Source organism: Aeromonas sp. 61P (assembly GCF_051919545.1).
GTDB classification, from domain to species: domain Bacteria; phylum Pseudomonadota; class Gammaproteobacteria; order Enterobacterales; family Aeromonadaceae; genus Aeromonas; species Aeromonas veronii.
This window is the reverse complement of the sequence record NZ_JBQBEL010000001.1, coordinates 4,202,175-4,227,128: the sequence shown is the minus strand read 5'-3', so window position 1 is coordinate 4,227,128 and position 24,954 is coordinate 4,202,175. Positions and strand designations below refer to the sequence as shown.

23 protein-coding genes, 2 tRNA genes and 2 pseudogenes are annotated in these 24,954 nt (G+C 59.9%); 14 read left to right on the top strand and 13 right to left on the bottom strand.

Annotation, left to right across the window (positions count from 1 at the left end; genetic code table 11):
• Positions 1-49 precede the first annotated feature (49 nt).
• The 4 genes and pseudogenes from ACTG2O_RS19650 to ACTG2O_RS19635 form a co-directional block, all read right to left on the bottom strand.
• Positions 50-478: an N-acetyltransferase gene (locus tag ACTG2O_RS19650; RefSeq protein ID WP_439976515.1), complete on the bottom strand. Its 429-nt coding sequence runs from the start codon at positions 476-478 to the stop codon at positions 50-52.
• A gap of 85 nt (positions 479-563) precedes the next feature.
• The gene (locus ACTG2O_RS19645; RefSeq protein WP_230848197.1) at positions 564-1,043 is read right to left on the bottom strand and encodes a TIGR00645 family protein; all 480 of its coding nucleotides are present in this window, start codon (positions 1,041-1,043) and stop codon (positions 564-566) included.
• Between the two features lie 192 nt (positions 1,044-1,235).
• A pseudogene (locus tag ACTG2O_RS19640) lies at positions 1,236-2,623 on the bottom strand (ATP-binding protein).
• Entirely contained in the window at positions 2,623-3,297 is a 675-nt protein-coding gene (locus ACTG2O_RS19635; protein WP_040066247.1) for a response regulator transcription factor, read from the bottom strand. Before ACTG2O_RS19635 ends, ACTG2O_RS19640 begins: the two are co-directional and overlap by 1 nt.
• Before the next feature lie 199 nt (positions 3,298-3,496).
• On the opposite strand from ACTG2O_RS19635, the pseudogene ACTG2O_RS19630 reads away from it, so the two are divergent.
• Positions 3,497-4,176, top strand: a pseudogene (locus ACTG2O_RS19630) (bactofilin family protein).
• Positions 4,177-4,252: 76 nt separating this feature from the next.
• On the opposite strand, the gene ACTG2O_RS19625 reads toward ACTG2O_RS19630, so the two are convergent.
• Both ACTG2O_RS19625 and tsaA read right to left on the bottom strand, forming a co-directional pair.
• Entirely contained in the window at positions 4,253-4,801 is a 549-nt protein-coding gene (locus ACTG2O_RS19625; RefSeq protein ID WP_005350133.1) for a cytochrome b, read from the bottom strand.
• A 288-nt stretch (positions 4,802-5,089) separates the two neighbouring features.
• The gene (gene tsaA / locus ACTG2O_RS19620) at positions 5,090-5,794 is read right to left on the bottom strand and encodes a tRNA (N6-threonylcarbamoyladenosine(37)-N6)-methyltransferase TrmO (RefSeq protein ID WP_019445624.1); all 705 of its coding nucleotides are present in this window, start codon (positions 5,792-5,794) and stop codon (positions 5,090-5,092) included.
• 213 nt (positions 5,795-6,007) lie between these two features.
• On the opposite strand from tsaA, the gene ACTG2O_RS19615 reads away from it, so the two are divergent.
• Positions 6,008-7,006 carry an NAD-dependent epimerase/dehydratase family protein gene (locus ACTG2O_RS19615; RefSeq protein ID WP_201991691.1) on the top strand — a complete coding sequence of 333 codons (999 nt, stop codon included), beginning with the start codon at positions 6,008-6,010 and terminating at the stop codon, positions 7,004-7,006.
• Between the two features lie 158 nt (positions 7,007-7,164).
• Here the strand turns inward: ACTG2O_RS19615 and ACTG2O_RS19610 are convergent, their stop codons facing one another.
• From ACTG2O_RS19610 to cydD, 4 genes are all read right to left on the bottom strand, one after another.
• The gene (locus tag ACTG2O_RS19610; protein ID WP_439976514.1) at positions 7,165-7,551 is read right to left on the bottom strand and encodes a DUF488 domain-containing protein; all 387 of its coding nucleotides are present in this window, start codon (positions 7,549-7,551) and stop codon (positions 7,165-7,167) included.
• Between the two features lie 9 nt (positions 7,552-7,560).
• Entirely contained in the window at positions 7,561-7,932 is a 372-nt protein-coding gene (rcsF, locus tag ACTG2O_RS19605; RefSeq protein WP_439976513.1) for an Rcs stress response system protein RcsF, read from the bottom strand.
• A 174-nt stretch (positions 7,933-8,106) separates the two neighbouring features.
• Positions 8,107-9,837 carry a heme ABC transporter ATP-binding protein/permease CydC gene (cydC, locus tag ACTG2O_RS19600; protein ID WP_439976512.1) on the bottom strand — a complete coding sequence of 577 codons (1,731 nt, stop codon included), beginning with the start codon at positions 9,835-9,837 and terminating at the stop codon, positions 8,107-8,109.
• Positions 9,830-11,599 (bottom strand): heme ABC transporter permease/ATP-binding protein CydD, encoded by a 1,770-nt coding sequence (cydD, locus tag ACTG2O_RS19595; protein ID WP_439976511.1) that lies wholly within the window; start codon positions 11,597-11,599, stop codon positions 9,830-9,832. The genes cydC and cydD overlap by 8 nt, the downstream gene beginning before the upstream one ends.
• A gap of 201 nt (positions 11,600-11,800) precedes the next feature.
• On the opposite strand from cydD, the gene ACTG2O_RS19590 reads away from it, so the two are divergent.
• From ACTG2O_RS19590 to ACTG2O_RS19580, 3 genes are all read left to right on the top strand, one after another.
• A tRNA-Gly gene (locus ACTG2O_RS19590) sits at positions 11,801-11,874 on the top strand.
• A 13-nt stretch (positions 11,875-11,887) separates the two neighbouring features.
• Positions 11,888-11,962 (top strand) — tRNA-Gly (locus ACTG2O_RS19585).
• Between the two features lie 102 nt (positions 11,963-12,064).
• A protein-coding gene (locus ACTG2O_RS19580; RefSeq protein WP_439975195.1) for an IS3 family transposase occupies positions 12,065-13,284 on the top strand; the annotation gives its coding sequence in 2 pieces (ribosomal slippage) (positions 12,065-12,413 and positions 12,413-13,284; 1,221 coding nt in all).
• Between the two features lie 165 nt (positions 13,285-13,449).
• Here the strand turns inward: ACTG2O_RS19580 and arcA are convergent.
• The gene (gene arcA / locus ACTG2O_RS19575) at positions 13,450-14,169 is read right to left on the bottom strand and encodes a two-component system response regulator ArcA (protein WP_005338193.1); all 720 of its coding nucleotides are present in this window, start codon (positions 14,167-14,169) and stop codon (positions 13,450-13,452) included.
• A gap of 396 nt (positions 14,170-14,565) precedes the next feature.
• Here arcA and ACTG2O_RS19570 point away from each other — a divergent pair, with 396 nt between their 5' ends.
• Both ACTG2O_RS19570 and ACTG2O_RS19565 read left to right on the top strand, forming a co-directional pair.
• The gene (locus ACTG2O_RS19570; protein WP_019445629.1) at positions 14,566-14,973 is read left to right on the top strand and encodes a DUF3293 domain-containing protein; all 408 of its coding nucleotides are present in this window, start codon (positions 14,566-14,568) and stop codon (positions 14,971-14,973) included.
• Positions 14,974-15,015: 42 nt separating this feature from the next.
• Entirely contained in the window at positions 15,016-15,495 is a 480-nt protein-coding gene (locus ACTG2O_RS19565) for a putative 4-hydroxy-4-methyl-2-oxoglutarate aldolase (RefSeq protein ID WP_019445630.1), read from the top strand.
• Between the two features lies 1 nt (position 15,496).
• Here the strand turns inward: ACTG2O_RS19565 and ACTG2O_RS19560 are convergent, their stop codons facing one another.
• Positions 15,497-15,976 (bottom strand): hypothetical protein, encoded by a 480-nt coding sequence (locus tag ACTG2O_RS19560; RefSeq protein ID WP_005350173.1) that lies wholly within the window; start codon positions 15,974-15,976, stop codon positions 15,497-15,499.
• Between the two features lie 157 nt (positions 15,977-16,133).
• On the opposite strand from ACTG2O_RS19560, the gene ACTG2O_RS19555 reads away from it, so the two are divergent.
• From ACTG2O_RS19555 to ACTG2O_RS19525, 7 genes are all read left to right on the top strand, one after another.
• Complete coding sequence (locus ACTG2O_RS19555) at positions 16,134-16,532, top strand: META domain-containing protein (RefSeq protein WP_019445631.1); 399 nt, start codon at positions 16,134-16,136, stop codon at positions 16,530-16,532.
• Positions 16,533-16,771: 239 nt separating this feature from the next.
• Complete coding sequence (locus ACTG2O_RS19550; RefSeq protein WP_005338181.1) at positions 16,772-17,140, top strand: ArsR/SmtB family transcription factor; 369 nt, start codon at positions 16,772-16,774, stop codon at positions 17,138-17,140.
• Between the two features lie 4 nt (positions 17,141-17,144).
• The gene (gene arsD / locus ACTG2O_RS19545; RefSeq protein WP_005347398.1) at positions 17,145-17,513 is read left to right on the top strand and encodes an arsenite efflux transporter metallochaperone ArsD; all 369 of its coding nucleotides are present in this window, start codon (positions 17,145-17,147) and stop codon (positions 17,511-17,513) included.
• A gap of 27 nt (positions 17,514-17,540) precedes the next feature.
• Positions 17,541-19,304 (top strand): arsenical pump-driving ATPase, encoded by a 1,764-nt coding sequence (arsA, locus tag ACTG2O_RS19540; protein WP_019445632.1) that lies wholly within the window; start codon positions 17,541-17,543, stop codon positions 19,302-19,304.
• Between the two features lie 109 nt (positions 19,305-19,413).
• Positions 19,414-20,478 (top strand): ACR3 family arsenite efflux transporter, encoded by a 1,065-nt coding sequence (gene arsB / locus ACTG2O_RS19535; RefSeq protein ID WP_071911987.1) that lies wholly within the window; start codon positions 19,414-19,416, stop codon positions 20,476-20,478.
• A 75-nt stretch (positions 20,479-20,553) separates the two neighbouring features.
• The gene (gene arsC / locus ACTG2O_RS19530; RefSeq protein ID WP_439976510.1) at positions 20,554-20,979 is read left to right on the top strand and encodes a glutaredoxin-dependent arsenate reductase; all 426 of its coding nucleotides are present in this window, start codon (positions 20,554-20,556) and stop codon (positions 20,977-20,979) included.
• Between the two features lie 358 nt (positions 20,980-21,337).
• Entirely contained in the window at positions 21,338-22,546 is a 1,209-nt protein-coding gene (locus ACTG2O_RS19525; protein WP_110302751.1) for a NupC/NupG family nucleoside CNT transporter, read from the top strand.
• A gap of 78 nt (positions 22,547-22,624) precedes the next feature.
• Here ACTG2O_RS19525 and ACTG2O_RS19520 read toward each other — a convergent pair whose 3' ends face one another.
• Positions 22,625-24,724, bottom strand: a complete 2,100-nt coding sequence (locus ACTG2O_RS19520) for a hypothetical protein (protein ID WP_058057745.1) — start codon at positions 24,722-24,724, stop codon at positions 22,625-22,627.
• Between the last annotated feature and the right edge of the window lie 230 nt (positions 24,725-24,954).

Below are 24,954 nucleotides of genomic sequence, written 5' to 3'. Positions count from 1 at the left end.
AGGCCACAAAACTGGCAAAGTGTGCTCGCCATCGCTATGGGCGACCCGCTTATCCTCGTTGCCAATGCATCACCAGCTCGGGGTGGCCGCTATGCTTGCACAACTGCTGCTCACCCTCTTTGAAACCGTTGCGGGAATAGAAGCGGCGCGCCTGCTCATTTTCGGCGTAGACCGTCAACTCGAGTCGATCATATTGGGCTTTGAGGTGCTCGAGCAGTCGGCGACCCAGCCCGTGTGATTGGTGGTCCGGGGAGATAAACAGTGCGGCAACAGACCCCTGATACCAGGAGATAAAGCCCAGTAGCTGTCCATCCTCCTCATAACCCCAGCTCTTGCTGGCGGGCAGATAGATGTCCCGCATCGCTGCCCGTTGCTCATGCCAAAAGGCGGCGGGAATAAAGTCGTGGGCTTTTACCGATGCTTGATACCAGAGCTCGACGGCGGCATCCAGATCGGTGGCAGATAATGGACGGATCATAGTGGACTCGACAGTGAAGAGTGGTCGCACGATATGCCCGATCCATGTCGTGTTATCGGGCATATCGTCTATCGCAGGCTGGCTACTATTTGCGGGTCAGCTTGTCGAGGTAGCCCATGGCGAAGGCCGAGAGGACAAAGGTGATGTGGATCAGCAGGTACCACTTGATCTTGTCGTTGGGGAGATTTTCGGCATTCATAAACACCTTGAGCAGGTGAATGGAGGAGATGGCGACAATGGAGGCGGCGACCTTGTTTTTCAGGGAGCCGGCATCGAGCTTGCCGAGCCACACCAGTTTGTCGCCCTCATCCCCGACATCGAGGCGCGAGACGAAGTTCTCATAGCCGGAAAACATCACCATCACGATAAGTCCCCCCACCAGGGTGATATCGATCAGCGACAGTGTGACCAGCACCAGATCCACCTCTTTCATCTCCAGTATGTTGGGCAGGATATGGAGGATCTCCTGAAAGAATTTCACTCCCAGTGCCAGCAGTATGAGGCTGAGCCCAAGATAAATGGGGGCCATGATCCAGCGGGATGCGTACATCAATCTTTCAAACATGTTTTCCATAGTGCGATTACAGGTCCATCAAATGGTTAACAAACGAGTCGGCCATAGCTTAACCGAGATGCCTCACATCTCAAGCATCTCGATAGCATATTGCTGAATTGGGTGGTGTCAGGCAGGAGTTTTTAACCCTGGGTAGGGCAGTGTAGCGGGTGGCAGAGGGCCCGTGGTCGGGCCTATCCGGTGTCAGGGAAGATCCAGGGTAAAGCGGGCGCCGCCGAGGGGGGATTCATCGACCCGGATCTGGCCGCCATAGCTGTGGACGATTTCGGTCACCACCGCCAGTCCGATGCCCTGACCCGGCGAGCTGTCGGCCCGCACGCGCCGCGCTGGAAGATCTGCTCCGATTTGGCCGGATCGATTCCCGGGCCATCATCTTCCACTTCGATACGCAGCCGCTCGAGATGGCGGCGCACCGTCACCTTCACTTCGCTGATGGCAAATTTGCAGGCGTTGTCGAGCAGGTTGCCCATCAGCTCCATCAGGTCGCCCTGTTCGCCGTGGAAGAGGGCGTCATCATCGAACTTGAAGTGGGTTTGCAGCTTCTTGTGGCGATAGACCTTGGTCAGGCTGGCCAGCAGTTTTTCAATCAGCGGCACCGGCTCGGTGCCCTTGCTGGCAAGGCGCTGGCGGCCGGTCACGGCCCGTCTGAGCTGATACTGGATCATCTGATCCATGGTGAGGATCTGCTCGTTGATGTTGTCGTGGATCTCCCGCCCCAGCTTCACTTCGCGGGTGGTGATCTGGATCAGCGCCAGCCGGGTTTTAAGGCTGTGGGCGAGATCGTTGAGGGCGTGCTGGTAGCGCTGGGTCTGCTGGCGTTCGTTTTCCAGCAGCTGGTTGATGGAGTCGGTCAGCGGGGCCAGCTCCCGCTCAAAATCGCTCGAGAGGTCATCGCGCTTTCCGGCCCGAATATCGTCGATCTGACGGGCGATGGTGCGCAGGGAGCTGAGGCTCCAGAAGGTGGTGAGCAGCAGCAGCCCGGCCAGCAGCATATAGGCGAGCAGTGCCTGTTTGGCGGTCTGGTAGAGGTAGGTGCGGGACTCTTCGTGATAGCGTTTGGCCGAGTCGATCATCACCACGTAGTAGGCGGTGGTGCCGCTGCCGGGATTGCGGATAAACCGCAGGCTGTAGACGAAGTAGCTCTCGCCGTTCTTGATGGTGTGCTTCTTGAAGAAGTAGTCGAGATCCATCCCCCCCAGATACTTCATCAGATCGCCGCAGATGGTCTGTTTGGCCTTGATCACCTCCGGCATATGGAGGCTCGACCAGACCAGATCGCCATCGGCGCGGCAGATCAGAGTATCGAGGTTGCGATCCCCCGCACCACGGGATATCCGCCCCAGCTCGACGTTTGACCCCTTGTCATCCGGCTCGGTGGAGGAAAACAGCTTGGCCAGGTTCTCCTGCATCCGGGCGCTGGCCTTCTGGGTCTGCTCCTCGACGTGGCCGAGGTAGAGGGCGTAGACGGCAAACCCCATGATCAGCGCGATGACCAGCAGCGAGCTGAGCAGCAGTTTGATGTGCAGTGAGCTGCGGATCATCTTGATGGGGCGCGGCAGATGAAACTGCATCAGTTACAGGAGAGGTTGAAGATATAACCCTGACGCCGGATTGTGGAGATGGGTTGAATCGTTCCCTCCGGATCCAGCTTCTTGCGCAGGCGGCTCACCATCACCTCGATGGTGTTGGGATCCCCTTCGCCGTCGCCGTAGAGCTGGTCGAGCAGTTGCTGCTTGGAGACCACCTGACGGGCATTGCGCATCAGGTACTCCAGAATGAGGTATTCAAAGCTGGTGAGCACCGCCACTTCACCGGCGATGGTCAGCTCCTTGCGGGAGAGATCCAGCTCATAATCACCGGCCTTCACCTTGGGCGAGATAAAACCGGCGCTGCGGCGCACCAGCGCATTGAGTCGGGCCAGCAGCTCATCTTTCTGGAACGGTTTGACCAGATAGTCATCAGCGCCTGCTTCCAGTCCTTCGACCTTGTCCTGCCAGTTGCCACGGGCGGTCAGCACAATGATGGGGAAGGGGATCTGCCGTTCGCGCAGTTGCCGGATCAGTTGCAGGCCGTCCATATCGGGCAGACCGAGGTCGATGATGGCCACATCAATGGGATAGTCGGCGGCGTAGTGCAGTGCAATCCCGGCCTGGTCGGTGCTGTAGACCTGATTGTCGGCTTCGGTCAGCAGAGAGGAGAGGTGGTGATTGAGCAGCTTGTCGTCTTCGACCAACAGAATTTTCATGATGTGAGCGGTCATAGGGATCCAGGCTGTCAATTAGAAAGTGTATGTCGCTTCGAGTCAATTCGAATCCTAATGCATCCCGGCTGTATCGGGACTGAATCAGCGGGACTTCAGAGTTCGTGCCAACTGGTCGTTTAACCATGGTCCGGGTTGTCGATGGCATGCTGGTCGGCAGCCATGCTGCGAAAGGTTTGATGTGATGAGAGAGATGGCCGGGAGGCTGCTGGCGCGACTGCAACAGCGTGAGCGCAGCGACCTCCTCTATATTGTCTGGCTCTGCTGGGGGGCAGCCTTGCTGCTCTACGTGCTGGGGTCGCCCTGTTTTCTGTGGCCAGTGGCGCCGATGCCGCTGGTTCTGCTTGTGTGGTTGGTGGAGAGAGTACGGATGTTTGGAAGAAACAAAGGTGGTGCGGCTACTGCGTCGGCCGGGGCCACTGTGATTGCAGCCGGTTCCCGCTTCAAGGGCGAGTTGCAGGTGGAGGGGGATCTGGAGGTGCGCGGTCAGGTCAATGGCACCATCCAGCTCATCGGTGGTGTGCTGCGCATCATGCAGGGCGGTAGCGTTGAGGGGGAGGTAGTGCGCCCCACGTGATCATCAATGGTCTGCTGGAAGGCACCTGTACCTCCGCCGAGGTGGAGATCCTGGAGAGCGGCAAGATGCAGGGGATCTTCAAGGGGGGCAGTCTCTCCATCTGCAAGGGCGGCAACTTTGTTGGCCAGTCCCAGCCCACCGTGGCCAGCAAGGCCGATCCCGTGTTGCAAGCCTTGTCTGAAAACAGTTCGTCCGGGAGCAAGCAGCCGGAGAGCAAGAGCAATGTGAAAAAGCTGCCGCACGAGCCGAAAGGCAAGCCGACCGAGGAGCTGGCCAAGCAGGCGTGATGCTCTTTGCAAGCGTGCTGTTCAGGAAGACAGAGAGGGGGCCACGATGGCCCCCTCTGCATTTCCCCGTTACCCGTTAGCTGCGGCGCGGCGGCAGCATATTGGTGAGGGTGTTGTCTTTGAGAATATGGTGGTGATAGAGGGCCGCCACCGTGTGCAGGCCGATCAGGGCGTAACCGATATTACCCAGCGTCTCGTGCACCTCCTTGATCAGTCCCTTGAGATCCGGACTGGGGGAGAGCAGAGCAGGCAGCTCAAGCCCGAAGAAGGGGATGGGCTTGCCCGCGGCGCTCAGCAGCAGCCAGCCAAACAGCGGGGTGAGAATAAGAAAACCGTAGAGGGCGAGGTGGGCCAGTTTTGCCAGTTTGTGCATGATCGGGGAGAGCTCGGGCACGATACGGGGCGTCGGGCTCATCCAGCGCAGGGCCAGTCTGACAAACACCAGGGCGAAGATAAGCAGCCCCAGCATAAAGTGCCACTCCTTCATCAGATCCCGGCCAGGGTCCCCTTTGGGGAAAATATCGCGAAATTCGATCAGGGCGTAGACGGCGATCATGGCCCACAGGGTCAGCCAGTGCAGCCCGATATTCAGGGTGCCATAACGTTGTTCACTGTTCATCAGCATAGGTTTGTTCCTTCGAAGTGCTGTCACATCCGTGTGGCATCCCCGCACTCAAACGTGTCGGGGCGAGGCCAGATCCTTTGGCGGCAACAGCCGGGCTACCATGTTTGCCATCAACCGGCAGCCTGCGGCTGGCCTCAGTCAGAGAGGAGATGCCCTCTGCTGTGTGCATGGTATCACTGGCAACCGGGTGGATAGTCTGATCAATGCCACACAATTTACAGGCTCATTAAGCCCCTTGTGACGTGAAGAAAGCGTGAAATAGCATCAGTGATGTCGGCCTGCCCAGGTTCAGGCTGGCTCGATGGCCAGCACCACGCAATCCGGCTCGCTGATGCGAAAACGGACGTTGCAGTCAAACAGCCGCACCCCGTACTCCTTCTCATCGGGCTTGCCCTTCTTGTAGGCGGGGCGCGGATCTTGTGCCAGCACTTCGCTCACCAGCTGGCGCAGCTCGGGATGGGCCTTGAGCCAGGGTTGCAACTGCTGTTCTGCCTCGGCACTGAAGCTCACCGCCAGCGGCGGGGTGGGGGCGTCGGGGGCAAAACCACCACGGGCATCCGGCAGGCTGTCGGCATAGGGAATATAGGGTTTGATATCGACGATGGGGGTGCCATCGAGCAGATCCACCGCTCCCAGCTCCAGCCACAGCTTGCCCCGTTCGCGACCGATCCCGTGCAGCTCGACCACCGAGAGCCCTAGCGGATTGGGGCGGAAAGTAGAGCGGGTGGCAAAGACGCCGACCCGTTCGTTGCCGCCAAGGCGGGGTGGACGCACCGTCGGGTGCCAGCCCTGCGCCATGGTCTGGTGAAAGACGAAGCTGAGCCACAGATGGGAGAACTGCTCGATGCCGCGCAGCACATCCGGCTGATCGTAAGGGGGGAGCAGCTCGAGGCGGGCGCGGGCCGATTTGACCAGACCGGGCTGGCGGGGGATGGCGAACTTCTCCTTGTAGGGAGAGCGGATGATCCCGAGGGTGTCGATTTCGAACTTCATGGCGGATCCTGACTGAAAACCTCGGCAATTTAGCACAGGCGGCCCCAAAACGCAGGCTTGGCCTCATTACGCCGATTTCTGCAGCGCTGCCGTGATCCCTGTCCCATCCCGGCCAGTCGGGGGCTGTGCCCGCACACCAAGTTGCGTAGGGTGGAGGCAACTGGCGTGTCAGGATGAAATGTGCGCACTCGCGCCGAAGGGGGAGGGAGAGGGATGAAACTGCTGATTATCGGTGGCACCGGCTTTTTGGGGCGCCACCTCACCGCGCTGGCGCTGGATTGGGGCCATGAAGTGACGCTGTTCAACCGTGGCCTGCACCAGCATCCGGACTGGCGCGATCTGGTGCAGCTCACCGGCGACAGGGACAAGAGCCTGAGCGCCCTGCAAGGGGCCGGGTTGCAGTGGGATCTCGTCATCGATACCTGCTGCTATCGCCCCGAGCAGGCGGCAAGCCTCTCGGCCGCCTTGCTCGGGCGCTGCGCGCGGCTGATCTTTATCTCCACCATCAGTGTCTATCGCGATTTCTCAATGCCCGGGATGAATGAGTCGGCGCCGCTGCATGCTATCCCCGAAGGGGAAATGCCCACTGACTATGGCCCGCTCAAGGTGTTGTGCGAGCAGGAGTATCGCGCCCGCTGGGGCGAGCGGCTTTGCATCCTGCGCCCGGGCGTGCTGTGCGGCCCCCATGATCCTACCGGGCGCATGGCCTGGTGGATTAAGCGGGTGCAGCAGGGCGGGCCCTGGTTGCTGCCGGGCAGTGGCGAGGATCGCTTGCAGTATCTCGATGTGCGCGACTGTGCCGAGTTTGTGTTGCGTGCCGCCGAGCAGCAGTTGGGGGGCACATTCAACTTGCTCAAATCCGGTATTACCCTCTGTGACTGGCTGGAGCGGCTGAGCGCCCGGTTGCAGCCCGCCCGCCCCATCCAGCCCGAGTGGCTGCCCTGGTCCACCCTTATGGCAGCCGGAATCGAGCCCTGGCAGAGCTATCCCTCCCTGCTGCCCTGCGCGCAGGCGGAGTTTGCCGGTTACGGCTCTATAAGCGCCGAGGCGGCCATCGTGAAGGGATTGAACTTTCGGCCGCTGGAAGAGACCGCCGCCGACCTTGCCAATTGGCTGGCCATCGAGCCTGCCGCCGGGGTAGCGGAGAATGCCATGACTCAGGCCGAGGAGACTTCGCTGCGGCAGCAGTTGCTGGAGCCCAGTCTGCATTAGGAGGGGGGCATCGAGCCGCTGCTACCGAGCGTGGCGCGGCAGGTGTGAATACAACGAGAGAGGGCATCCCGCGGGATGCCCTCTCTGTCTATCCATGCCTGATGGTTGCCGAATACAGGCTGACGCGATTCCCCATCCCATCGTTGTCGCTCGCCGAGTTAGCGGATGACGGCCCCCGCGGCTACCAGCAGCTCTTTCAAAATGGTGCGATGGCAGCGGGACTCCTGCTCGCAGTAGCAACCGACCGAGAGGTTGGTGGTGTGGGAGAGGGCGGCCAGTAGCACCAGATCGTGCCTGGCGGCAGGTTGCGCCATCTCGGCCTTGTACTGTTTGCCAAACGCTGCCCACTGGGCGGGGGTCTCGGCTGCCTGCCCCAGCTTCATGGTCTCGCTGCTGGGGGCAAGGTTGGGAAACCAGACGTCATACCAGTTCTGGCTGGCAAATTCGCTCTTGGGTACACCGCGGGGCGGGCGGCGTACCGTGCCGATCCGCAGCCCCTCATCGGGCAGGCGCGGGCTGCCAAGGCGAACGATAGCGAGGGCCATGACAGCGGGTTACTTCTCTTCGGCCACTTTCAGCGCCTGCCCGTAGCAGATCACCTGTTTCAGGCAGCCCGGGGTGTCGCTGAACTCGGCGCATTTGTCGATGGTGACGCCGTTGCCACCCATGTCGGCGGCGCGACGGCGGGCCAGGGTGCGCGCTTCACCTGCGTTGGGCACCGGCTGGTTGGCGTCGGCCTGGCAGGATTCACCCTCGATGGTGCCGAGGTAGAGGTAGTTGAGGTCAGCCAGCTCATCCTGTTCATAGATGCGCACGCTACCGGGTTTGAAGTATTCGTCGAAGTTCTCTTTATCCAGATTGCTGTTGAAGGCGTAGTTGGTACAGCCGGAGGCAATCAGGGGCATCATCAGGATCAGGCGTTTCATCGTCTCGTATCTTGTGTCGGTGATGAGGACAGTAGAAATGCGCAGGCGCTCCATGTCGGCATCTTGTTGAATAATGAGGGGGACATTATAGGGGCCAGCCGCCTGCGGCGACCAGCCCCGTTTTGCGCCCGGTTGTCAGGGTGTGACCCCCATCAGCCTGATATCAGGCTGATATCAAACAGGAGCCAGTCGCTGATAGAGGCTGCGGTAGTAATCATCCCCCAGCAGCTCGTTGTGCGGGGCGCAGAGGCGGATCTGTCCCTCTTCCATCAGGGCAATCCGGTCCATCTGTTCCATCCCCAGCAGACGGTGGGAGATGAGCAGCAAGGTGCGATCTGCCCCGAGCCGGAACAGCAGATCCATGATCTCCCGTTCGGTTTGACTGTCGAGCCCTTCGGTCGGTTCGTCCAGTAGCCAGAGCGGCGCATCGTGCAGCAGGGCGCGGGCGATGCCGATACGGCGACGCTCGCCACCGGAGAGGGGGCGGCCACCGTCACCGAGCCAGGCGTCGAGGCCCGCCTCATCTTCCAGCAGATTGGCCAGTCCGACCTGGGTCAGCACCGCAATCAGCTGCTCGTCAGAGGCGGTCGGGGCGGCCAGTTTGAGGTTGCCCCGCAAGGTATCGGCAAACAGATGCACCCGCTGGCTCACCACCGAGATGGAAGCGCGCAGCGCCCCTTCACTGTAGTCGGTGAGCGGCTTGCCACCCAGCAGGATCTTGCCAGCCTGCGGGCTCCACTCCCGGGTCAACAGCCCCATCAGGGTCGATTTGCCGCAGCCGGTCTGGCCCAGCAGCGCCAGCTTCTCACCGGCGTTCAGCTGCAGGGTGCAGCCACGCAGCACCGGCTGAGGGTTGCCGGGGTAGCCAAAATAGAGGTCATTGATCTGCAGCGCACCAACGGTGGCATGGGTCTGTTCGTCGCCCCACACGGGGGCTTTGGCCTCTTGCAGGATCTCGTTCAGGCGGCGTGCCGAGGTGAGGCTGGTGGAGAGGTGCTGGAAAGCCCCCGCCAGTGGCATCAGTGCCTCGAAGCTTGCCAGGGTGGCAAAGACCATCAGTGCGGTAATGGGGTCGGGCGCAGCACCCGCTACCCCATGACCTGCCAGCCAGAGCATCAGGGTCAGGGTCCAGCCGCTCAGCAGTTGCACCGAGAAGTTGGCCAGCCCGCTCACCTTGGCCATCCGGGCCTGCGCGACGAGCAGCGCCTGCTCGGCCTGTTGCAGCTCAACCAGCGCCTTGGGGGCGGCGGCAAACATCTGCAGCTCGGCCTGACCATCCAGATAGTCCACCATCCGGGTACGCAGGGTCGATTTTTCGGCAATCAGCGCCTGACCGGGGCGACGGCCGAGGAAGTAGAACACCAGCGGCAGGGCAATCATGCCAAATAGCAGAATGGCACCCAGGGTGAGGGCGAGACGGCTGTCGAAAAACGACAGGAAGAAGACCAGTCCGGCGGTACTGAGCAGGGCCGCGCCTATGGGGGTGATCAGCCGCAGATAGACGTGATCCATCGCATCGATGTCTGCCACCAGCCGGTTGAGCAGATCCGCCTGACGGAAACCGGCCAGGGTACCGGTGGAGAGCGGCGAGAGTTTCTGCCAGAACCAGACCCGCAGTCGGGTCAGCACCCGGAAGGTGGCATCGTGGCTCACCACCCGCTCACCCCAGCGACCGGCGGTGCGAACGATGGAGAAGAAGCGCACCCCACCGGCGGGGGTCATGTAGTTAAAGGCATGGGTCGTCGCAACTGTCATCCCGGCCACGGCGGCGGCGGAGAGGAACCAGCCGGAGAGGGAGAGCAGCCCCATGCCGGCGGCCAGGGTCACCAGCGCCAGCAGCAAACCAATGGTGAGGCTGAGCCAGTGTTGGCGATAGAGGCGCAGAAACGGCAACAGATCACTCATCGAGAGAACCTCCGGAACGTTGGGAGAGCAGGCGGGCAAAAGGCCCCTGCCCAGAACTAAGTTGCTGGAAGTTGCCTTGCTCCACCAGCTGGCCGCGGGCCAGCACCATTATCTTGTCCATCTTGGTGAGCTGGTCGAGGCGGTGGGTGATCATCAGCAGGGTCTGGCCAGCCATCGCCTGCTCAATAGTGGTCATGATGGCGCGTTCGGAGTGGCGATCCAGACTGGCGGTCGGTTCGTCGAGCACCATCAGCTGGGTTGATTTGAGCAGGGTTCGCGCCAGGGCGAGGCGCTGGGCCTGACCGACCGAGAGGCCGCCGGCCTGATCGCCGACCGGATAGTCTAGCCCCTTCTCCATGGCAAATTCCCACGCCTGCGCCCGTTTCAGGGCATCTTCCAGCTCGGCATCGCTGGCCGTTGGCTTGGCCAGCAGCAGGTTGTCGCGCAAGGAGGCGTGGAACAGCTGCGGGTTTTGCGAGAGCCAGCCCAGCTGCAGGCGCCACTGGCTCATGTCGAGGGTGGCGAGCTCCTGCCCGTTGACCTTGAGCTCGCCGCGATAGGGGGCAAAGCCGAGTAGGGCGTTGACCAGCGAGCTCTTGCCTGCGCCGCTGACGCCGATGAGGGCGGTGCGCGAACCGGCTTCCAGGGTGAAGTCGATGGGGCCGACCAGCACCTTGCCTTCGGCGCTCAGCACTTCAAGTCCTTTGGCTTCTACCTTGACCGGGCTGTCGGCATGGAACTGCGCTGTGCCTGCGGCCGGCTCGCTCACCTCGGCTTCTAGGAATTCAAGCAACTGCTCGGCAGCGCCGATAGCCTGCGCCTTGGCGTGGTAGTGGGCACCCAGTTCTCGCAGCGGGGCGTAGAACTCGGGGGCGAGAAACAGCACGAACAGGCCGGTAAAGAGGGTGACTTTGACCCCATAGCTACCAAAGTTCAGATGGTCGATATAAGAGAAGCCGAAGTAGACGGCGACCAGAGCCACTGAAATGGCGGCGAAGAACTCCAGCACTGCGGTGCTCAAAAACGCCAGGCGCAGCACCTCCATGGTGCGTTCGCGAAAATCTTCCGAGGCGTCGCGAATGGCGTCACCTTCTGCCTGGGTACGCATAAAGAGTTGCAGGGTACGCAGCCCCTTCAGGCGATCGAGGAAGTGGCCGGAGAGACGGGCCAGCGCCTGAAAATTGCGGCGGTTGGCATCGGCGGCGCCCACACCCACCAGGATCATAAAGATGGGGATGAGGGGGGCAGTGCCCAGCAGGATCAGACCAGCCGCCCAGTTGACCGGGAACACGGCCACCAGAATGACCACCGGAATAAAGACGGCGATGGCCATCTGCGGCAGATAGCGGGAGAAGAAATCCTGCATGTTTTCAATCTGTTCCAGCAACAGGCTGGCCCAGCTACCGGCCGGACGGCGCTGGATATAGGCAGGGCCGAGGCGACTCAAGCGAGTGAGCACCAGCTGGCGGATGGTCTGGCGCACCGCGCTGCCCGCCTTGAAACTGGCCACTTCGCGGCCATAGGCCAGCGCCGCCTTGCCAAGCGTCACCAGCAGCAGGGTAATAAAGAGCGTGATGGATTGCTCAGGCGTTGAGCCTTCGATGATAAAGCCGTGCAACAGGGTCGCCAGCAGCCAGGCTTGCGCCACCATCAGAATGCCCTGGCCAAGGCCAAAAGCGATGGATATCGTGATCCAGCGGCGACCGTGACTCGATTGCTTGCGCAACCAGCCATAGAGACGTTTTTGCGTTTTTTTATCCATTACCACCATCCTCGCGTCGAGTGGCGCAAGACTATCCTTGCCGTTTGGCCTTGGCAACCTTGTAAATTATCTGTGTTGAAAATGTTTGATGGAAAAAGCAACCGTCTGTTCAATCCTTGTCCGAACAGATTGATTTATTGAAAAAAGTGGCAAAGGCGCCATTGCGCTCGGCGGCAAAATGCATATAGTAGGAGCCCTGACGCGGGTGTAGTTCAATGGTAGAACGGTAGCTTCCCAAGCTGCATACGTGGGTTCGATTCCCATCACCCGCTCCAATTTCAGATGCCAGCGGGCATCGTATAATGGCTATTACCTCAGCCTTCCAAGCTGATGATGCGGGTTCGATTCCCGCTGCCCGCTCCAGCTTCAAAACAAAAAGCCCACTCCTGCGAGTGGGCTTTTTGTTTTTCATTGTCCCGTCCTGAATATGGTTTACACCTTTCCCCCCAATAAATGGAGAGCCCGATGGGACAAGGTGTGAAACGGACACAGCGCGATTACTCGCTGACTTTTAAACTGGCGCTGGTCGAGCAGATTGAAAAAGGCGAGCTCACCTACAAACAGGCTCAGGTGCGTTATGGCATTCAGGGCCGCTCCACCGTTCTGGTATGGTTGCGTAAACATGGTCGGCAAGATTGGAGCCAGGGGGCTTCTGTGCGTGCCGGCAGGAGCATCACCATGCCTGACCACGACAATCAGACGCCCGAACAGCGCATCAAGGAACTTGAGCAACAGCTGGCGTTGATGAGTCAGAAGGCCCAGTTCTTTGAGGCCGTCGTCGATGTACTGAAGAATGACTACGGCGTCTCCATCGTAAAAAAGCGACCCGGCAAGTCCTCTCGCAGCGGCAAGTCGAGAGGCTGACCATTGTCAGGGCTTGCCTGTTTCTGGGGATAAGCCGGCAGGCTTACTACAAGCGCAATCGGGTCGCCGACGAGCGCCATGCACAGGGATTGCAAGTGGTGCGTTTTGTGCGTCAGGTTCGACTGCGACAACCGCGGGTGGGCACTCGCAAGCTGCATTATCTGCTGCAGGGTCAGGATGATGGCGGGCTCAAGGTCGGGCGGGACAGGCTGTTTCAGATATTGGCCGAGCACCGCCTGCTGGTGCAGCCCAGGCGGGCGTATCACAAGACCACCCACAGTTTTCACCGTTTCTACCGTCATCCCAACTTGCTCAAGGCGGGGCCAGAGCAGGTCACACCGGTGGCCCCGGAGCAGGTCTGGGTCGCTGATATCACCTATCTGCCAGCCAGAAGCGGGCCGCTGTACCTGAGCCTGGTGACGGATGCCTACTCACGCAAGATAGTGGGCCATCACGTGCACGAAGGGATGCACGCCGAATCGGTGGCGATGGCGTTCAAGAAAGCACTGAAGCAACGACGTGGCGGCGGTGAACTCATCCATCACTCTGACCGCGGCGTGCAGTATTGCTCTGGGCTGTATCAGTCATTACATGAACGGTACGGGGTGAAATGCTCGATGACGGATGGGTATGACTGCTACCAGAATGCGTTGGCGGAGCGGGTGAACGGGATTTTGAAAGGAGAGTTATTGTTGCAAAGCCCGCAGGATTTGACGCAAGCGCGGGAAATGGTGCGTGAAGCAGTGGATATTTACAACGCGGAGCGGCCGCATCATGCGTTGAAATACAGAACCCCCGATGCGGTACATAGGGGGTTCTGAGTGGAGCAAAGCTAGCCGAAAATGTGTAAACCTATTTCAGGACTAGACACATCTGTCTTGTGCGCCGTTCGACGTCACGCTCACGGTTTCTCAGCTTTTAAGGCAAATTGCAGAGACAGAAAAGGCGCCCGAGGCGCCTTTTCAGATCAACAGCGTAGCGGGAGCTTATTCCTGTTCCAGCTCACCACAGAAACGGTAGCCTTCGCCGTGGATGGTGGCGATGATCTCCGGAGTATCGTTAACGCTTTCGAAGTGTTTGCGAATGCGACGGATGGTCACATCGACGGTACGGTCGTGTGGCTTGAGCTCACGGCCGGTCATCTTCTTCAGCAGCTCGGCACGGGTCTGGATCTGGCCCGGGTTTTCGCAGAAGTGCAGCATGGCGCGGAACTCGGAGCGCGGCAGCTTGAACATGTCGCCAGTCGGGCTGACCAGTGCGCGGCTGTTGATATCCAGCGCCCAGCCGTTGAAGAGGTAGCGCTCAACCAGCTTCTTCTCTTCGCCACCGGCAGCCACGTTCATGGTGCGGCTCAGCAGGTTGCGGGCACGGATAGTCAGCTCGCGCGGGTTGAACGGCTTGGTGATGTAATCATCGGCGCCGATCTCCAGACCCAGGATCTTGTCCACTTCGTTGTCACGACCGGTCAGGAACATCAGGGCGATGTTGTCGTTCTCACGCAGCTCACGGGCCAGCAGCAGGCCGTTCTTGCCCGGCAGGTTGATGTCCATGATCACCAGATTGATGGTGTGGGAAGTGAGGGCCTGGTGCATTTCGTCGCCGTTGTTGGCTTCGAGCACGATGTAGCCTTCGGCTTCAAAAATGCTTTTCAGGGTATTGCGTGTGACCAGCTCGTCTTCGACGATCAGAATGTGTGGTGTTTGCATGAGTATTCCCAGATTCTTATCAGTTAATTATCTTAAATTTAACACTCTTTGGCGTTTCAAACCGATTTCCTGACTGATCCTGAAAATTTATTACGTCATCCTGGGTATGAGAGTCAGGTCGGAATATCGCGAATTAGGCATCAGTACCGGCAAGTATCCCTGTGCCACTTATAGGTTCCCGACAAGTCTGGTCGAGCAGAGCCTGGAAAGGTCGTCCATTACGAAAGTGGCCGCATTTTATCAGTTAACAGGAGCATAACAACACTCTTTGCCGTCAGATAGCAACTTTTTAACTCTGATTTGATATAGGTCAAACCCTGGTACAGCTGCATCATACTTGGCCTGAACCGGGTTTTCGCCCCTACAAAATGTAATGGAATGTAACATGTGATTGACATGAATTTGTGGGAAAACTACAAGAAAATCTGCTTTATCGCGCCATTTGAGCCACCAGACTGGTCTGCTTTTGCCATCATCACAGCCTGGAATCCGGCCAGCCAGTGGGTCACAGAACGACGCAATATGCGGCGGGAACGGGCGATGTGGCGCCATCTGACCGTGGGTTTGCAGGTGCCCGTGGTGGGGCCGTTTTGGGGATCTGACCTGGACGAACGCTGGCAGGAGTCATCGCTGGCGGTGGCGTTATCCCTGCCACAAGCCCGTCAGCTGGCTGTTCGTTTTGGCCAGAACGCCATCTACTGGGTGGAGGATGGCCAGCTCTGGCTGACACCAGTATTGACGGATAAATCAGCAGTTTATCTGGGCAATATTGAATCCTTCTGGATTGCCAGAAACCTTGCCTGATGAAAGAATGAACACCTTCATGCATCTGAAAGGAATCAAATCATGCTGGATCTCCTGCCCGACCTCTGCGATCAACACGGCGACTTGCTGCAAGTGGCCGACCCGGTGTTTCAGGATTTTGGCGGCAAGGCCCTCTTTTATGGTCGCGCCGTAACGCTCTCCTGTTATGAAGACAACAGTCTGGTGCGGGATCTGGTGACCCGCCCCGGTCACGGCAAGGTGATGGTGATCGACGGCGGCGGTTCGCTGCGCCGTGCGCTGCTTGGCGATCAACTGGCGATCAAGGCGGTGGAGCAGGGGTGGGAGGGGATCCTGATCCACGGCGCGGCGCGGGATGTGGGCACCCTGGCGACACTGGCACTCGGGGTCAAGGCGCTGGCGGCCTGTCCGGTCAAGACCGAGAAGCGGGGATTGGGAGAGCTGGGGGCCGTGGTCAGCTTTGCCGGGGTGACCATCCACGAAGGGGATTACGTCTATGCGGATCGCAACGGTGTGGTGGTGAGTGCCACGCCGCTGATCTGATTCAGAAGTTGAAACCGACCCCCAGGCTCAGCGCCTGATCGGCTGTGATGGCGCTGACCCCGTAGTTGGCGGTGAGGGAGAGTCTGGGGGTCAGCAGCAGGCTGGAGTTGAGCTCCAGCAGGGTGCTGGCCTTGTTGAGATCGAGATGTTTGATCTGGCTGCCGATATTGAATGCCGGAGAGAGCTGGTAGCGTACCCCCGAACTCATATTGAAACCGGATGTGCGATTCTGATCCGCCACTGCCGGGCCCGCTTCCATAAAGAGGGTTACATCATCCACCACCGGATATTGATAGCCGCTATTGACCAGCCAGAGATCAAAACTGTCGCTGTGATGGCTATGGCCATTGAGCAACACACCCGAGTAACTTTTGACATAGAGAGACGGGTTGGATTGCGGCTGAACCACTGCCCAGTCGGCGGCCTGAACAGCCATGCTGGCGCAGGTTGCAAGCAGTGTGATGATGAGTGATTTGACCATTCGTTTCCCCTCCCTGGGTCCGGAACTGAGCCTAAGCATGGCACATGCCAGCTGGTAGTAAAGTGAAGGGAGATCACAATAAAATCCTTTGGCATGGGCGCCAGCCATGTTAAACAGGCTGCCGTATTGATGGCTCTAATCATTAAGAGGTGAATCCATGAACAAGAAACTGACTCTGCTGGCCGCGCTGGCACTGGGAGGCTGCGCAATGGCAACAGGTTCCAGCATGGCTCAACTGCAAGCATCCAGCTGGCAGCTGCAAGGCGCCACCGGCGATACCTTCACCCTGCAAGTGGTCGACGGCAAGGTGGCGGGCAAGGGCGGCTGCAACCGCTATTTTGGCGGCATCACCAAGCAGGGTGACGGTGTCTTGACGCTGGGCGCCATGGGCTCCACTCGCATGATGTGCATCGGCGACGCCATGAACAAAGAGACCGAGTTCCTGCAAAAGCTGGAGAAGGTGGCAACCTACTCCATCAACGGCAACCAGCTGACTCTGAGCGATGCCAACAAGGCAGCCCTGCTCACCTTTCACGCTGTGCCTGCTGCCAAATAAGGCACGCGTTCGTCTGATTGCCCCGACAGCTCTGACTGTCTGATACGCCCTCCGTCTGGAGGGCGTCTGTTTATCTGCGGCGAGCCCTGTTTGCTCGTCCGCGACTGTTGTTCACTCGTCGATTCTCCAGTCAGCCTGGTTTGATGCCAGAACCTCGTATCTTCGCTTCGGTACGTATCTTGATCATTTCAATGATTCTTGTATAGTTGAAGTGAAAGGTCACACCAAGGGGAATGAAGATGAACAAAGAGATGGCCACCAAGGTCTTTGAATCGCTGGCATCCGGCATCCGGCTCGATGTATGGCGGCTGCTGGTGAAGGCCGGGCTGGAGGGGCGGGTCGCCGGTGAACTGGCCAGCGAGCTCGATATTGCCCCCAATACCCTCTCGTTTCACCTCAAGGCGATGCTCAACACCGGTCTGCTGTCGGTGGAGCAGGAGGGGCGCTTTCTGCGCTACCGCGCCAATATTCCCCTGATGCTGGATGTGATCGCCTACCTTACCGAGGAGTGCTGCGCCGGTCATCCCGAGGCCTGCGGTGTGATGCGTGCCGAGTCAGCCTGCTCCCCCCATGTTCTGCCTGCGCAGCCCTGCTGCAACAAGGAGTAATGTCATGTCCTCCATTCAGATTTTTGATCCCGCCCTCTGCTGTTCCAGCGGTGTCTGCGGTACCGAGGTTGATCAGGCACTGGTCACCTTCGCAGCCGACCTTGCCTGGGCCAAGGAGCAGGGAGTGGCCATCGAGCGTTTCAATCTGGCCCAGCAGCCGATGCAATTTGCCGAGACACCTGCCGTCAGCGCTTTTCTGACCCATGCCGGGGAGGAGGGGTTGCCGCTGGTGCTGGTGGAGGGACAGGTGGTGTTGACCGGCCGTTATCCGAGCCGCAGCGAGCTGGCCCGTTATGCCGGGCTACCTGCGCCGCAAGCGGCTATCAAGGGGATCGTCAAGGGTGGCTGCTGCTCTGGCAGCGGTTGCTGCTGAGTCGCGACGCACCATTCGGGAGAGGCTATGTATCATTTTCTGACCAATCCACCGCCGTTTCTCTTTTTCACCGGCAAGGGCGGGGTGGGCAAGACCTCGCTGGCCTGCGCCAGTGCGGTGGCGCTCTGTGATATTGGCAAGCGGGTGCTGCTGGTGAGCACAGATCCTGCCTCCAACGTGGGGCAGGTGTTTGCCACCGAGATCGGCAATCGCGTCACCGCCATCGCCCCTGTGCCCGGTTTGTCGGCGCTAGAGATAGATCCCCCCGCGGCGGCCAAAGCCTATCGGGAGCGGATCGTCGGGCCGGTGCGCGGCAAGTTGCCCGAGAGCGTAGTGCGCAGCATCGAGGAGCAGCTCTCCGGCGCCTGCACCACCGAGATCGCCGCCTTTGACGAATTCACCGCCCTGCTGACCGACCAAACACTGCTGGCCGAGTATGACCACATCGTCTTTGATACGGCTCCAACCGGTCACACCATCCGGCTGCTGCAACTGCCGGGCGCCTGGAGCGAATTTCTGGAGCAAGGCAAGGGGGATGCCTCCTGCCTTGGCCCGCTGGCGGGGCTGGAGAAGCAGCGCAGCCAGTATGCCGACGCGGTCGCCGCCCTGGCTGATGCCACTCGCACCCGCTTGGTGCTGGTGGCGCGCGCCCAGCAATCCACTCTGCGGGAAGTGGCCCGCACCCACGAGGAGCTGGCCGCCATCGGCTTGTTGAATCAGCAACTGGTGATCAATGGCCTCTTCCCCGAAGGCGCCATTGCCGGAGATCCGCTGGCAATGGCGCTCTGGCAGCGTGAGCAACAGGCTCTTGTAAAGATGCCGCAGGGGATAAAGGGGCTGGCGCAGGATCATATCCCGCTGCTGGCCACCAATCTGGTGGGGGTCGACAGTTTGCGGCTGTTGCTGCAAGCAGAGGGAACAGCCGCCGAATCCCCGACAGTACAGTCCACTGTCAAGCAAGCCCAGCCCGAGTTGAGTTCGCTGGTAGACAAGCTGGCCGCCGACGGTCACGGCCTCATCATGCTGATGGGCAAGGGCGGGGTGGGCAAAACCACGCTGGCGGCCGCCGTGGCGGTGGAGCTGGCTAGCCGCGGCCTGCCGGTGCACCTCACCACCTCGGATCCTGCCGCGCACCTGAGCGAGACGCTGGCAGGTAGCTTGCCCCATCTTGAGGTGAGTCGCATCGACCCCCACGCCGAGACCGAGCGGTACCGCGCCCAGGTGCTGGCCACCAAGGGGGCTGCGCTGGACGAGCAGGGGCGGGCACTGCTGGAGGAGGACTTGCGCTCCCCTTGTACCGAGGAGATCGCTGTGTTTCAGGCCTTCTCGCGCATCATTCGCGAGGCGGGCAAGCGCTTCGTGGTGATGGATACCGCCCCCACCGGCCACACCCTGCTGCTGCTTGACGCCACCGGCGCCTACCACAGGGAGATCGCTCGCCAGATGGGAAACAAGGGGCTGCACTTCACCACCCCCATGATGCAGTTGCAGGATCCCAAGCAGACCAAGGTACTGATTGTGACGTTGCCCGAGCCGACGCCGGTACAGGAGGCGGCCAATCTGCAGGCCGATCTGCGCCGGGCTGGTATCGAGCCCTGGGGCTGGCTCATCAACCACAGCTTGCAGCAAGCCGCGGTCAGCTCACCGCTGCTGCAACTGCGGGCCGAGCGCCAGTTGCCCCATATCGAGGCGGTCGAGCAGCAACATGCCAGCCGCTACGCCGTGGTGCCGCTGCTCGCCGAGGAGCCGGTGGGGCCCGATGCCCTGCGCCGTCTCTGCCAGCACCATTGAGTCGCCGCCCCGGCCTGCTGCCGGGGCGGCTTGAATATGCCGTTACTTGTTATAAACCCGTGTTTTGAACCAATAGAAGATGCGAAATTGCGTCGCATCGGGAGCTGTGATGTCTGCAACATGTGATGCCAAGGCCGTGCCTGCTATCGGCTTTTTTGAACGTTATCTGACCGCCTGGGTCGCCCTCTGCATTCTGGTGGGGATTGGTCTGGGGCAGGGGTTGCCGGATCTCTTCAAGGCGATCGGTGCCATGGAGGTGGCCAAGGTCAACCTGCCGGTGGGGCTACTTATCTGGGTGATGATCATCCCCATGCTGCTCAAGATCGACTTCGGCGCCCTGCATCAAGTGAAGGGTCACCTCAAGGGGATTGGCGTCACCCTCTTTATCAACTGGCTGGTCAAACCCTTCTCCATGGCCTTCCTCGGCTGGCTCTTTATCCGCGTGCTGTTTGCCGACTGGCTGCCGGCGGATCAGCTCGACAGCTATGTGGCGGGGCTGATCCTGCTGGCGGCGGCCCCCTGCACCGCCATGGTGTTTGTCTGGAGTCGTCTCACCAACGGCGATCCCTACTTCACCCTGTCGCAGGTGGCGGTGAACGACCTCATCATGGTGTTTGCTTTCGCGCCGCTGGTGGCGTTGCTGCTCGGGGTCTCCAGCATCATAGTGCCGTGGGATACCCTGCTCACTTCAGTGGTGCTCTATATCGTCATTCCGGTCATCATCGCCCAACTGCTGCGCAAGGCTTTGCTGAAAAAGGGAGAGGCCCATTTTGACGGCGTCATGACCCGCATCCAGCCCTGGTCGGTGGCGGCCCTGTTGCTCACTCTGGTGCTGCTGTTCGCCTTTCAGGGCAACGCCATCATTGAGCAGCCGCTGGTTATCGCCCTGTTGGCGGTGCCGATCCTGATCCAGGTGCTGTTCAACTCTGGCTTGGCTTACTGGCTTAATCGCAAGGTGGGGGAGAAGCACTCGGTCGCCTGTCCTTCCGCTCTGATCGGCGCCTCCAACTTCTTCGAGTTGGCGGTGGCCGCCGCCATCAGCCTGTTCGGCTTTCACTCCGGCGCGGCGCTTGCCACCGTGGTCGGGGTGCTGATCGAGGTGCCGGTCATGCTGCTGGTAGTGCGCATCGTCAACGCCAGCAAACCCTGGTACGAAGCGGGACTAAGCCGCTGACTGATGGCCGCTAACAGATGGCCGCGAACTGATGCTATCCATTTTCTATTCACTTGATTCATGAGAGACACGCAAATGAGTGCAATCACCATCTATCACAACCCGGAATGTGGTACCTCCCGCAACACCCTGGAGCTGATCCGCAACAGCGGCGTGGAACCCACTGTCATCCACTATCTGGAGACGCCCCCCTCCCGTGACCAGCTGGTGGAGTTGATCGCCGCCATGGACATGCCGGTGCGCGAGCTACTGCGCAAGAACGTGCCCCCCTACGAGGCGCTTGGGCTGGCGGAAGATCGTTTCAGCGATGATGAACTGATCGATGCCATGCTGGCCCACCCCATCCTCATCAACCGCCCCATCGTGGTCACGCCCCTCGGCACCAAACTGTGCCGCCCGTCGGAAGTGGTGCTCGATATACTGCCCGATCAACAAAAAGGGGCCTTCGCCAAGGAGGATGGCGAGCAGGTGGTGGATGCGAGCGGCAAGCGTCTCAAGTAATCATCTGAGTACTCAAGTACGGATTGAAACAGGGCCAGCGTCACGCTGGCCCTGTTTCGTTGTGTGAACCAGTTGAAAAAGTTACTCCGGCCAATCGTTTTACCGCTTTTTCTGTGACGATGATCACTGTACCATCGCCGCCCGACTTGCCACCCGGCCGCATCTCCCCCTGCGACGGCGCTGGCGTCACCCGATACATGCTGTCACCCGGAACGTGAATGACCCCAGGATGGGACCCGCCACTAACCTGTAGGTTTGTGGTCTGCGTGTCGCGTGGGTCGGCACCTCTCCCGCCGGATCTCCCGCGACGCCTGTCTGCAGACTTGCCATATGAAACTCCTCTCTTCATAGGTGCAAGATGACACTGTTATTGAGTCTGGTCGGTATGCTGGCCCTGATGTTTATCGCCTGGCTGGCCAGTGAAAACCGCCGTGCTATCCGCTGGCGAACCGTGCTGGGTGCGCTCGCCCTGCAAACCGGTTTTGCCGCGCTGGTGCTCTATTTCCCCCCCGGACAAATCATGCTCGGCGCCATGAGCAATGGCGTCTCCGCCCTGCTCGGCTTTGCCGACAGCGGTATCCGTTTCGTGTTTGGCGATCTGGCCAGCAACGGCTTTATCTTCGCCGTGCGGGTGCTGCCGCTGGTGATCTTTATCAGCGCGCTGATCGCCGTGCTCTACCACTTCGGCATCATGCAGTGGGTGATCCGGGTATTGGGCGGCGCCGTGCACCGCCTGCTCGGCACCAGCCGCGCCGAGTCACTGGTGGCCACCGGCAATATCTTCCTCTCGCAAGGTGAGTCGCCGCTGCTTATTCGTCCCTTCCTCGCTGGTATGACCCGTTCCGAACTCTTTGCGGTGATGACCTGTGGCATGGCTTCGGTGGCGGGTTCGGTGCTGGGCGGTTACGCAGGTCTGGGTGTGGATTTGAAATACCTCATCGCCGCCTCCTTTATGGCTGCGCCGGGGGGCCTGCTGATGGCCAAACTGCTGGTGCCGGAGCAGCAGCAGGTGAGCGATCAGACCGAGATCACTCTCGACAAGAGCGACTATAGCAACGCCATCGACGCACTGGCGGGCGGCGCCATGGGCGGCATGAAGATCGCCGTAGCCATCGGCACCATCCTGCTCGCCTTTGTCAGCGTCATCACCATGATCAACGCCGGTCTCACCACGGTCGGCGAGTGGTTCGGCTGGGCCGATCTCTCCCTGCAGCAGTTGCTGGGTTATCTGTTTGCCCCGGTGGCCTGGCTGATTGGCGTGCCTGCCAGCGAGATGATGGCAGCTGGTTCGCTCATTGGTCAGAAGGTGATCATGAACGAGTTTGTCGCCTATCTGGACTTTGCCAATATCAAGGCAGATCTGAGCGCCCACACCCAGATCATCATCACCTTCGCGCTGTGCGGTTTTGCCAACCTCGGCTCCATTGCGGTGCAGCTTGGCTCCATCGGCACCATGGCGCCGGAGCGCCGTCACGATGTGGCCAATATGGGCTTCAAGGCGGTGTTGGCGGCGACCCTGGCCAACCTGATGAGCGCCACCCTGGCCGGGATCTTTGTCTCGCTCTGATGAGATAAAGCCAGGCTGCGCCAGTAAAAAAAGCGCCCGCCCCATGTGGGGCGGGCGCTTTGCTTTATGGGCAGGGTGCTAGCGAGCGTTCGCTTCCCCCAGCCGTGGGTTGAGGGAGAGAATGCGGGTCTTGCTGACCCGGTGGCGATAGATCTCCCGCAGATAGAGCAGCGCCTTTTTCACTGATTCGCGGCTGAGGCGAATATCGTTGATGGAGACGAACTTCTCCTTCTCGCGGATAAGCTCCCGATATTTCTTCTCATACATGGGCTTGATGGCGTACCAGTTGGTATCGAGGATCTTGGCGGGGTTCTCGAACTCGTTGAGCATGCTGTCGAGCAGCGCATCGTTCCACTCCTCATTGCAGATCATCTCGATCACCGCCTTGTCCAGATGCTCATCGAAGCGATAGTGATCCTTGGCAAAGCAGCGCTTGATAAAGGCCACGATCAGGGTCAGGAAGTCATCGCTCAGGCAGGGGCTCTTGACGATCAGGGTGGTGAGAGAGATGTTGGCCGACGCCCCGATGACCAGCGCATAGCGCTTGAGGGTGGTATTGGGGAAGAGCCCGTTGAGGTGAGACTTGAGCCGGTTGAGATCCATATAGGAGAGCTTGTACTCCTTGGGCAGGGAGATGATCGACACCACTGAGGAGCAGTTCTTGAAGAAGTGCAGCTCGTTGAGGTGGGCCGGGTCATGGCCACTTTTCACATAGTCGTCCAGATACTCCCGATAGTTGCCCGCCTCGATGGGCAGCAGACTGATCCCCTCGATGGCCTGGGTCATCTTGTTGAAGTGGGGCAGCTCGATGGAACGGGTGAAGAGATCGTCCACATTGAGCCCGTCCTCCTTGTCAAACAGGCCGCCGGGGGGCGAGATAGACTCGGCATACGCCACCGCCACCGGCCCCGCCAGACTCATAAAGAGGTCGTTGGCATCGAGCCGAATGGTCTCGCTGATGTCGATGCCCGCCCGGCGAAAGTAGTTCTCGTCGTAGTCGGTGGTGACGGCCTGAGCGGTAAGAATGTTGAAGATCTGCTGGGAGATGTACTGGTTGGCGTACTTCTCCATGGTGTTGACGTCAACGTGCTGGATCTCGCCATCGTCGCTCTCTTCGGCGTAGCGCATGATGTCGTTGGAGATCAGCATCATGGCATTCCAGGGCCTGATCCGCTTGAGCATGCTGGCATCGCACGCCTGCTCGTTGTCGAAGTGATAGGAGAAGTCCCACTCCTCGGCCAGGTACTTGCACAGCAGGCGCCCCGCATTGATGTGCAGCGCTTCCGAGATCTCGATCCCCCGATCACAGATATTGGGCAGGATGCAGATGCCGCTGGTGAAGATAGGGTCGAACATGAAGTGCTCCCCGAGGGAGAGGTGCTCCTCCTCTTCTGACGGGGGCGAAAAGGTCTTGCTCATGTAGGAGTACTGCTGGGCCAGCCCGAACTCGGAGGCCATTCCTGAGCCGGTGCCGCCCCCGGCACTGAAGATGTAGAAATAGAGGCGGGACTGGTTGGCCTTGATGCCGCAGGAGTCCACCAGATAGGTATGAATGGCCTGCCACTCGGAGTTGGCGAAGTAGTGGGGGCTCTTGTTGAGGATGATCTTGGCCAGATACTGGCCAAGGATGGGGGCGTTACCCGCGCCTCCCGCGTGGATCTCCGACAAGTCCATCACCCGCATTTTGGCGTAGTCACGCAAGGAGCCACCTTCGCCGCTGCGATTGGAGTGGCGGATGCGGCCATCGATGTCCTTGTCCAGATCCCCCAGCATCACCATGGGCTCGATCAGAAAGACCGGCCGGGCCCCGTTGTTTGGCAGCCGCAGATTGCGCCGGATCCAGCTCACCGGGCCAAACTCCTTCTCCCGCTTGCGTTGCTCTTCACTGTTGAACTCATTGAGATAAAAGCTGCGGGCGTTGTAGACCAGCGAGGCCACATCCTGCGCGATGTTGGAGCCGCAGCGCCCCAGCCCCACCAGACAGACGGACGGAAAATTGTGGGGCACTGTTGCGCCCGTTTCACTCTCTCCGATGGCGGCGGGAAACACCGCATGGCGCAACTGTTCCAGATTGGCAAGAATGCGGGCCAGATCCCCTTCGGTGTAGTAGAGGTAACGGTTGCCTGCGTCCTGCTCATCATCCGTGTTGATAGGTAGCAGATCGATATGCTCGGTCATGAAAAAAGATCCCTCTTGGCGGCGAATGTATATAAATCAGCAGCTTTGGACTGCCCGCTAACTCTAGATGATAAAAAGCGGGGGCGCGGTGAGAGGAGGGTGAGAGTTGTGACTGTGTGATCATGGGCACAGCAACGCACCGTAAATCTGCCGGGACTCCTCAACGGACGGATGGGGCAACGGCACCCCATTCCCCTGAAGAGGGGGACGACCACACTCAACAACGTGTT

Bases quoted from the DNA above. Each gene is read 5' to 3' on its own strand.
- arcA (WP_005338193.1), bottom strand. From the start codon at position 14,169: ATGCAAACACCACACATTCTGATCGTCGAAGACGAGCTGGTCACACGC.
- rcsF (WP_439976513.1), bottom strand. From the start codon at position 7,932: ATGAAACGCCTGATCCTGATGATGCCCCTGATTGCCTCCGGCTGTACC.
- ACTG2O_RS19635 (WP_040066247.1), bottom strand. From the start codon at position 3,297: ATGAAAATTCTGTTGGTCGAAGACGACAAGCTGCTCAATCACCACCTC.
- ACTG2O_RS19615 (WP_201991691.1), top strand. From the start codon at position 6,008: ATGAAACTGCTGATTATCGGTGGCACCGGCTTTTTGGGGCGCCACCTC.
- arsC (WP_439976510.1), top strand. From the start codon at position 20,554: ATGAGTGCAATCACCATCTATCACAACCCGGAATGTGGTACCTCCCGC.
- ACTG2O_RS19570 (WP_019445629.1), top strand. From the start codon at position 14,566: ATGAATTTGTGGGAAAACTACAAGAAAATCTGCTTTATCGCGCCATTT.
- arsB (WP_071911987.1), top strand. From the start codon at position 19,414: ATGTCTGCAACATGTGATGCCAAGGCCGTGCCTGCTATCGGCTTTTTT.
- ACTG2O_RS19525 (WP_110302751.1), top strand. From the start codon at position 21,338: ATGACACTGTTATTGAGTCTGGTCGGTATGCTGGCCCTGATGTTTATC.
- arsA (WP_019445632.1), top strand. From the start codon at position 17,541: ATGTATCATTTTCTGACCAATCCACCGCCGTTTCTCTTTTTCACCGGC.
- ACTG2O_RS19560 (WP_005350173.1), bottom strand. From the start codon at position 15,976: ATGGTCAAATCACTCATCATCACACTGCTTGCAACCTGCGCCAGCATG.
- cydC (WP_439976512.1), bottom strand. From the start codon at position 9,837: ATGAGTGATCTGTTGCCGTTTCTGCGCCTCTATCGCCAACACTGGCTC.
- arsD (WP_005347398.1), top strand. From the start codon at position 17,145: ATGTCCTCCATTCAGATTTTTGATCCCGCCCTCTGCTGTTCCAGCGGT.
- ACTG2O_RS19550 (WP_005338181.1), top strand. From the start codon at position 16,772: ATGAACAAAGAGATGGCCACCAAGGTCTTTGAATCGCTGGCATCCGGC.
- cydD (WP_439976511.1), bottom strand. From the start codon at position 11,599: ATGGATAAAAAAACGCAAAAACGTCTCTATGGCTGGTTGCGCAAGCAA.
- ACTG2O_RS19650 (WP_439976515.1), bottom strand. From the start codon at position 478: ATGATCCGTCCATTATCTGCCACCGATCTGGATGCCGCCGTCGAGCTC.
- tsaA (WP_019445624.1), bottom strand. From the start codon at position 5,794: ATGAAGTTCGAAATCGACACCCTCGGGATCATCCGCTCTCCCTACAAG.
- ACTG2O_RS19610 (WP_439976514.1), bottom strand. From the start codon at position 7,551: ATGGCCCTCGCTATCGTTCGCCTTGGCAGCCCGCGCCTGCCCGATGAG.
- ACTG2O_RS19645 (WP_230848197.1), bottom strand. From the start codon at position 1,043: ATGTTTGAAAGATTGATGTACGCATCCCGCTGGATCATGGCCCCCATT.
- ACTG2O_RS19520 (WP_058057745.1), bottom strand. From the start codon at position 24,724: ATGACCGAGCATATCGATCTGCTACCTATCAACACGGATGATGAGCAG.
- ACTG2O_RS19555 (WP_019445631.1), top strand. From the start codon at position 16,134: ATGAACAAGAAACTGACTCTGCTGGCCGCGCTGGCACTGGGAGGCTGC.
- ACTG2O_RS19565 (WP_019445630.1), top strand. From the start codon at position 15,016: ATGCTGGATCTCCTGCCCGACCTCTGCGATCAACACGGCGACTTGCTG.
- ACTG2O_RS19625 (WP_005350133.1), bottom strand. From the start codon at position 4,801: ATGCTGATGAACAGTGAACAACGTTATGGCACCCTGAATATCGGGCTG.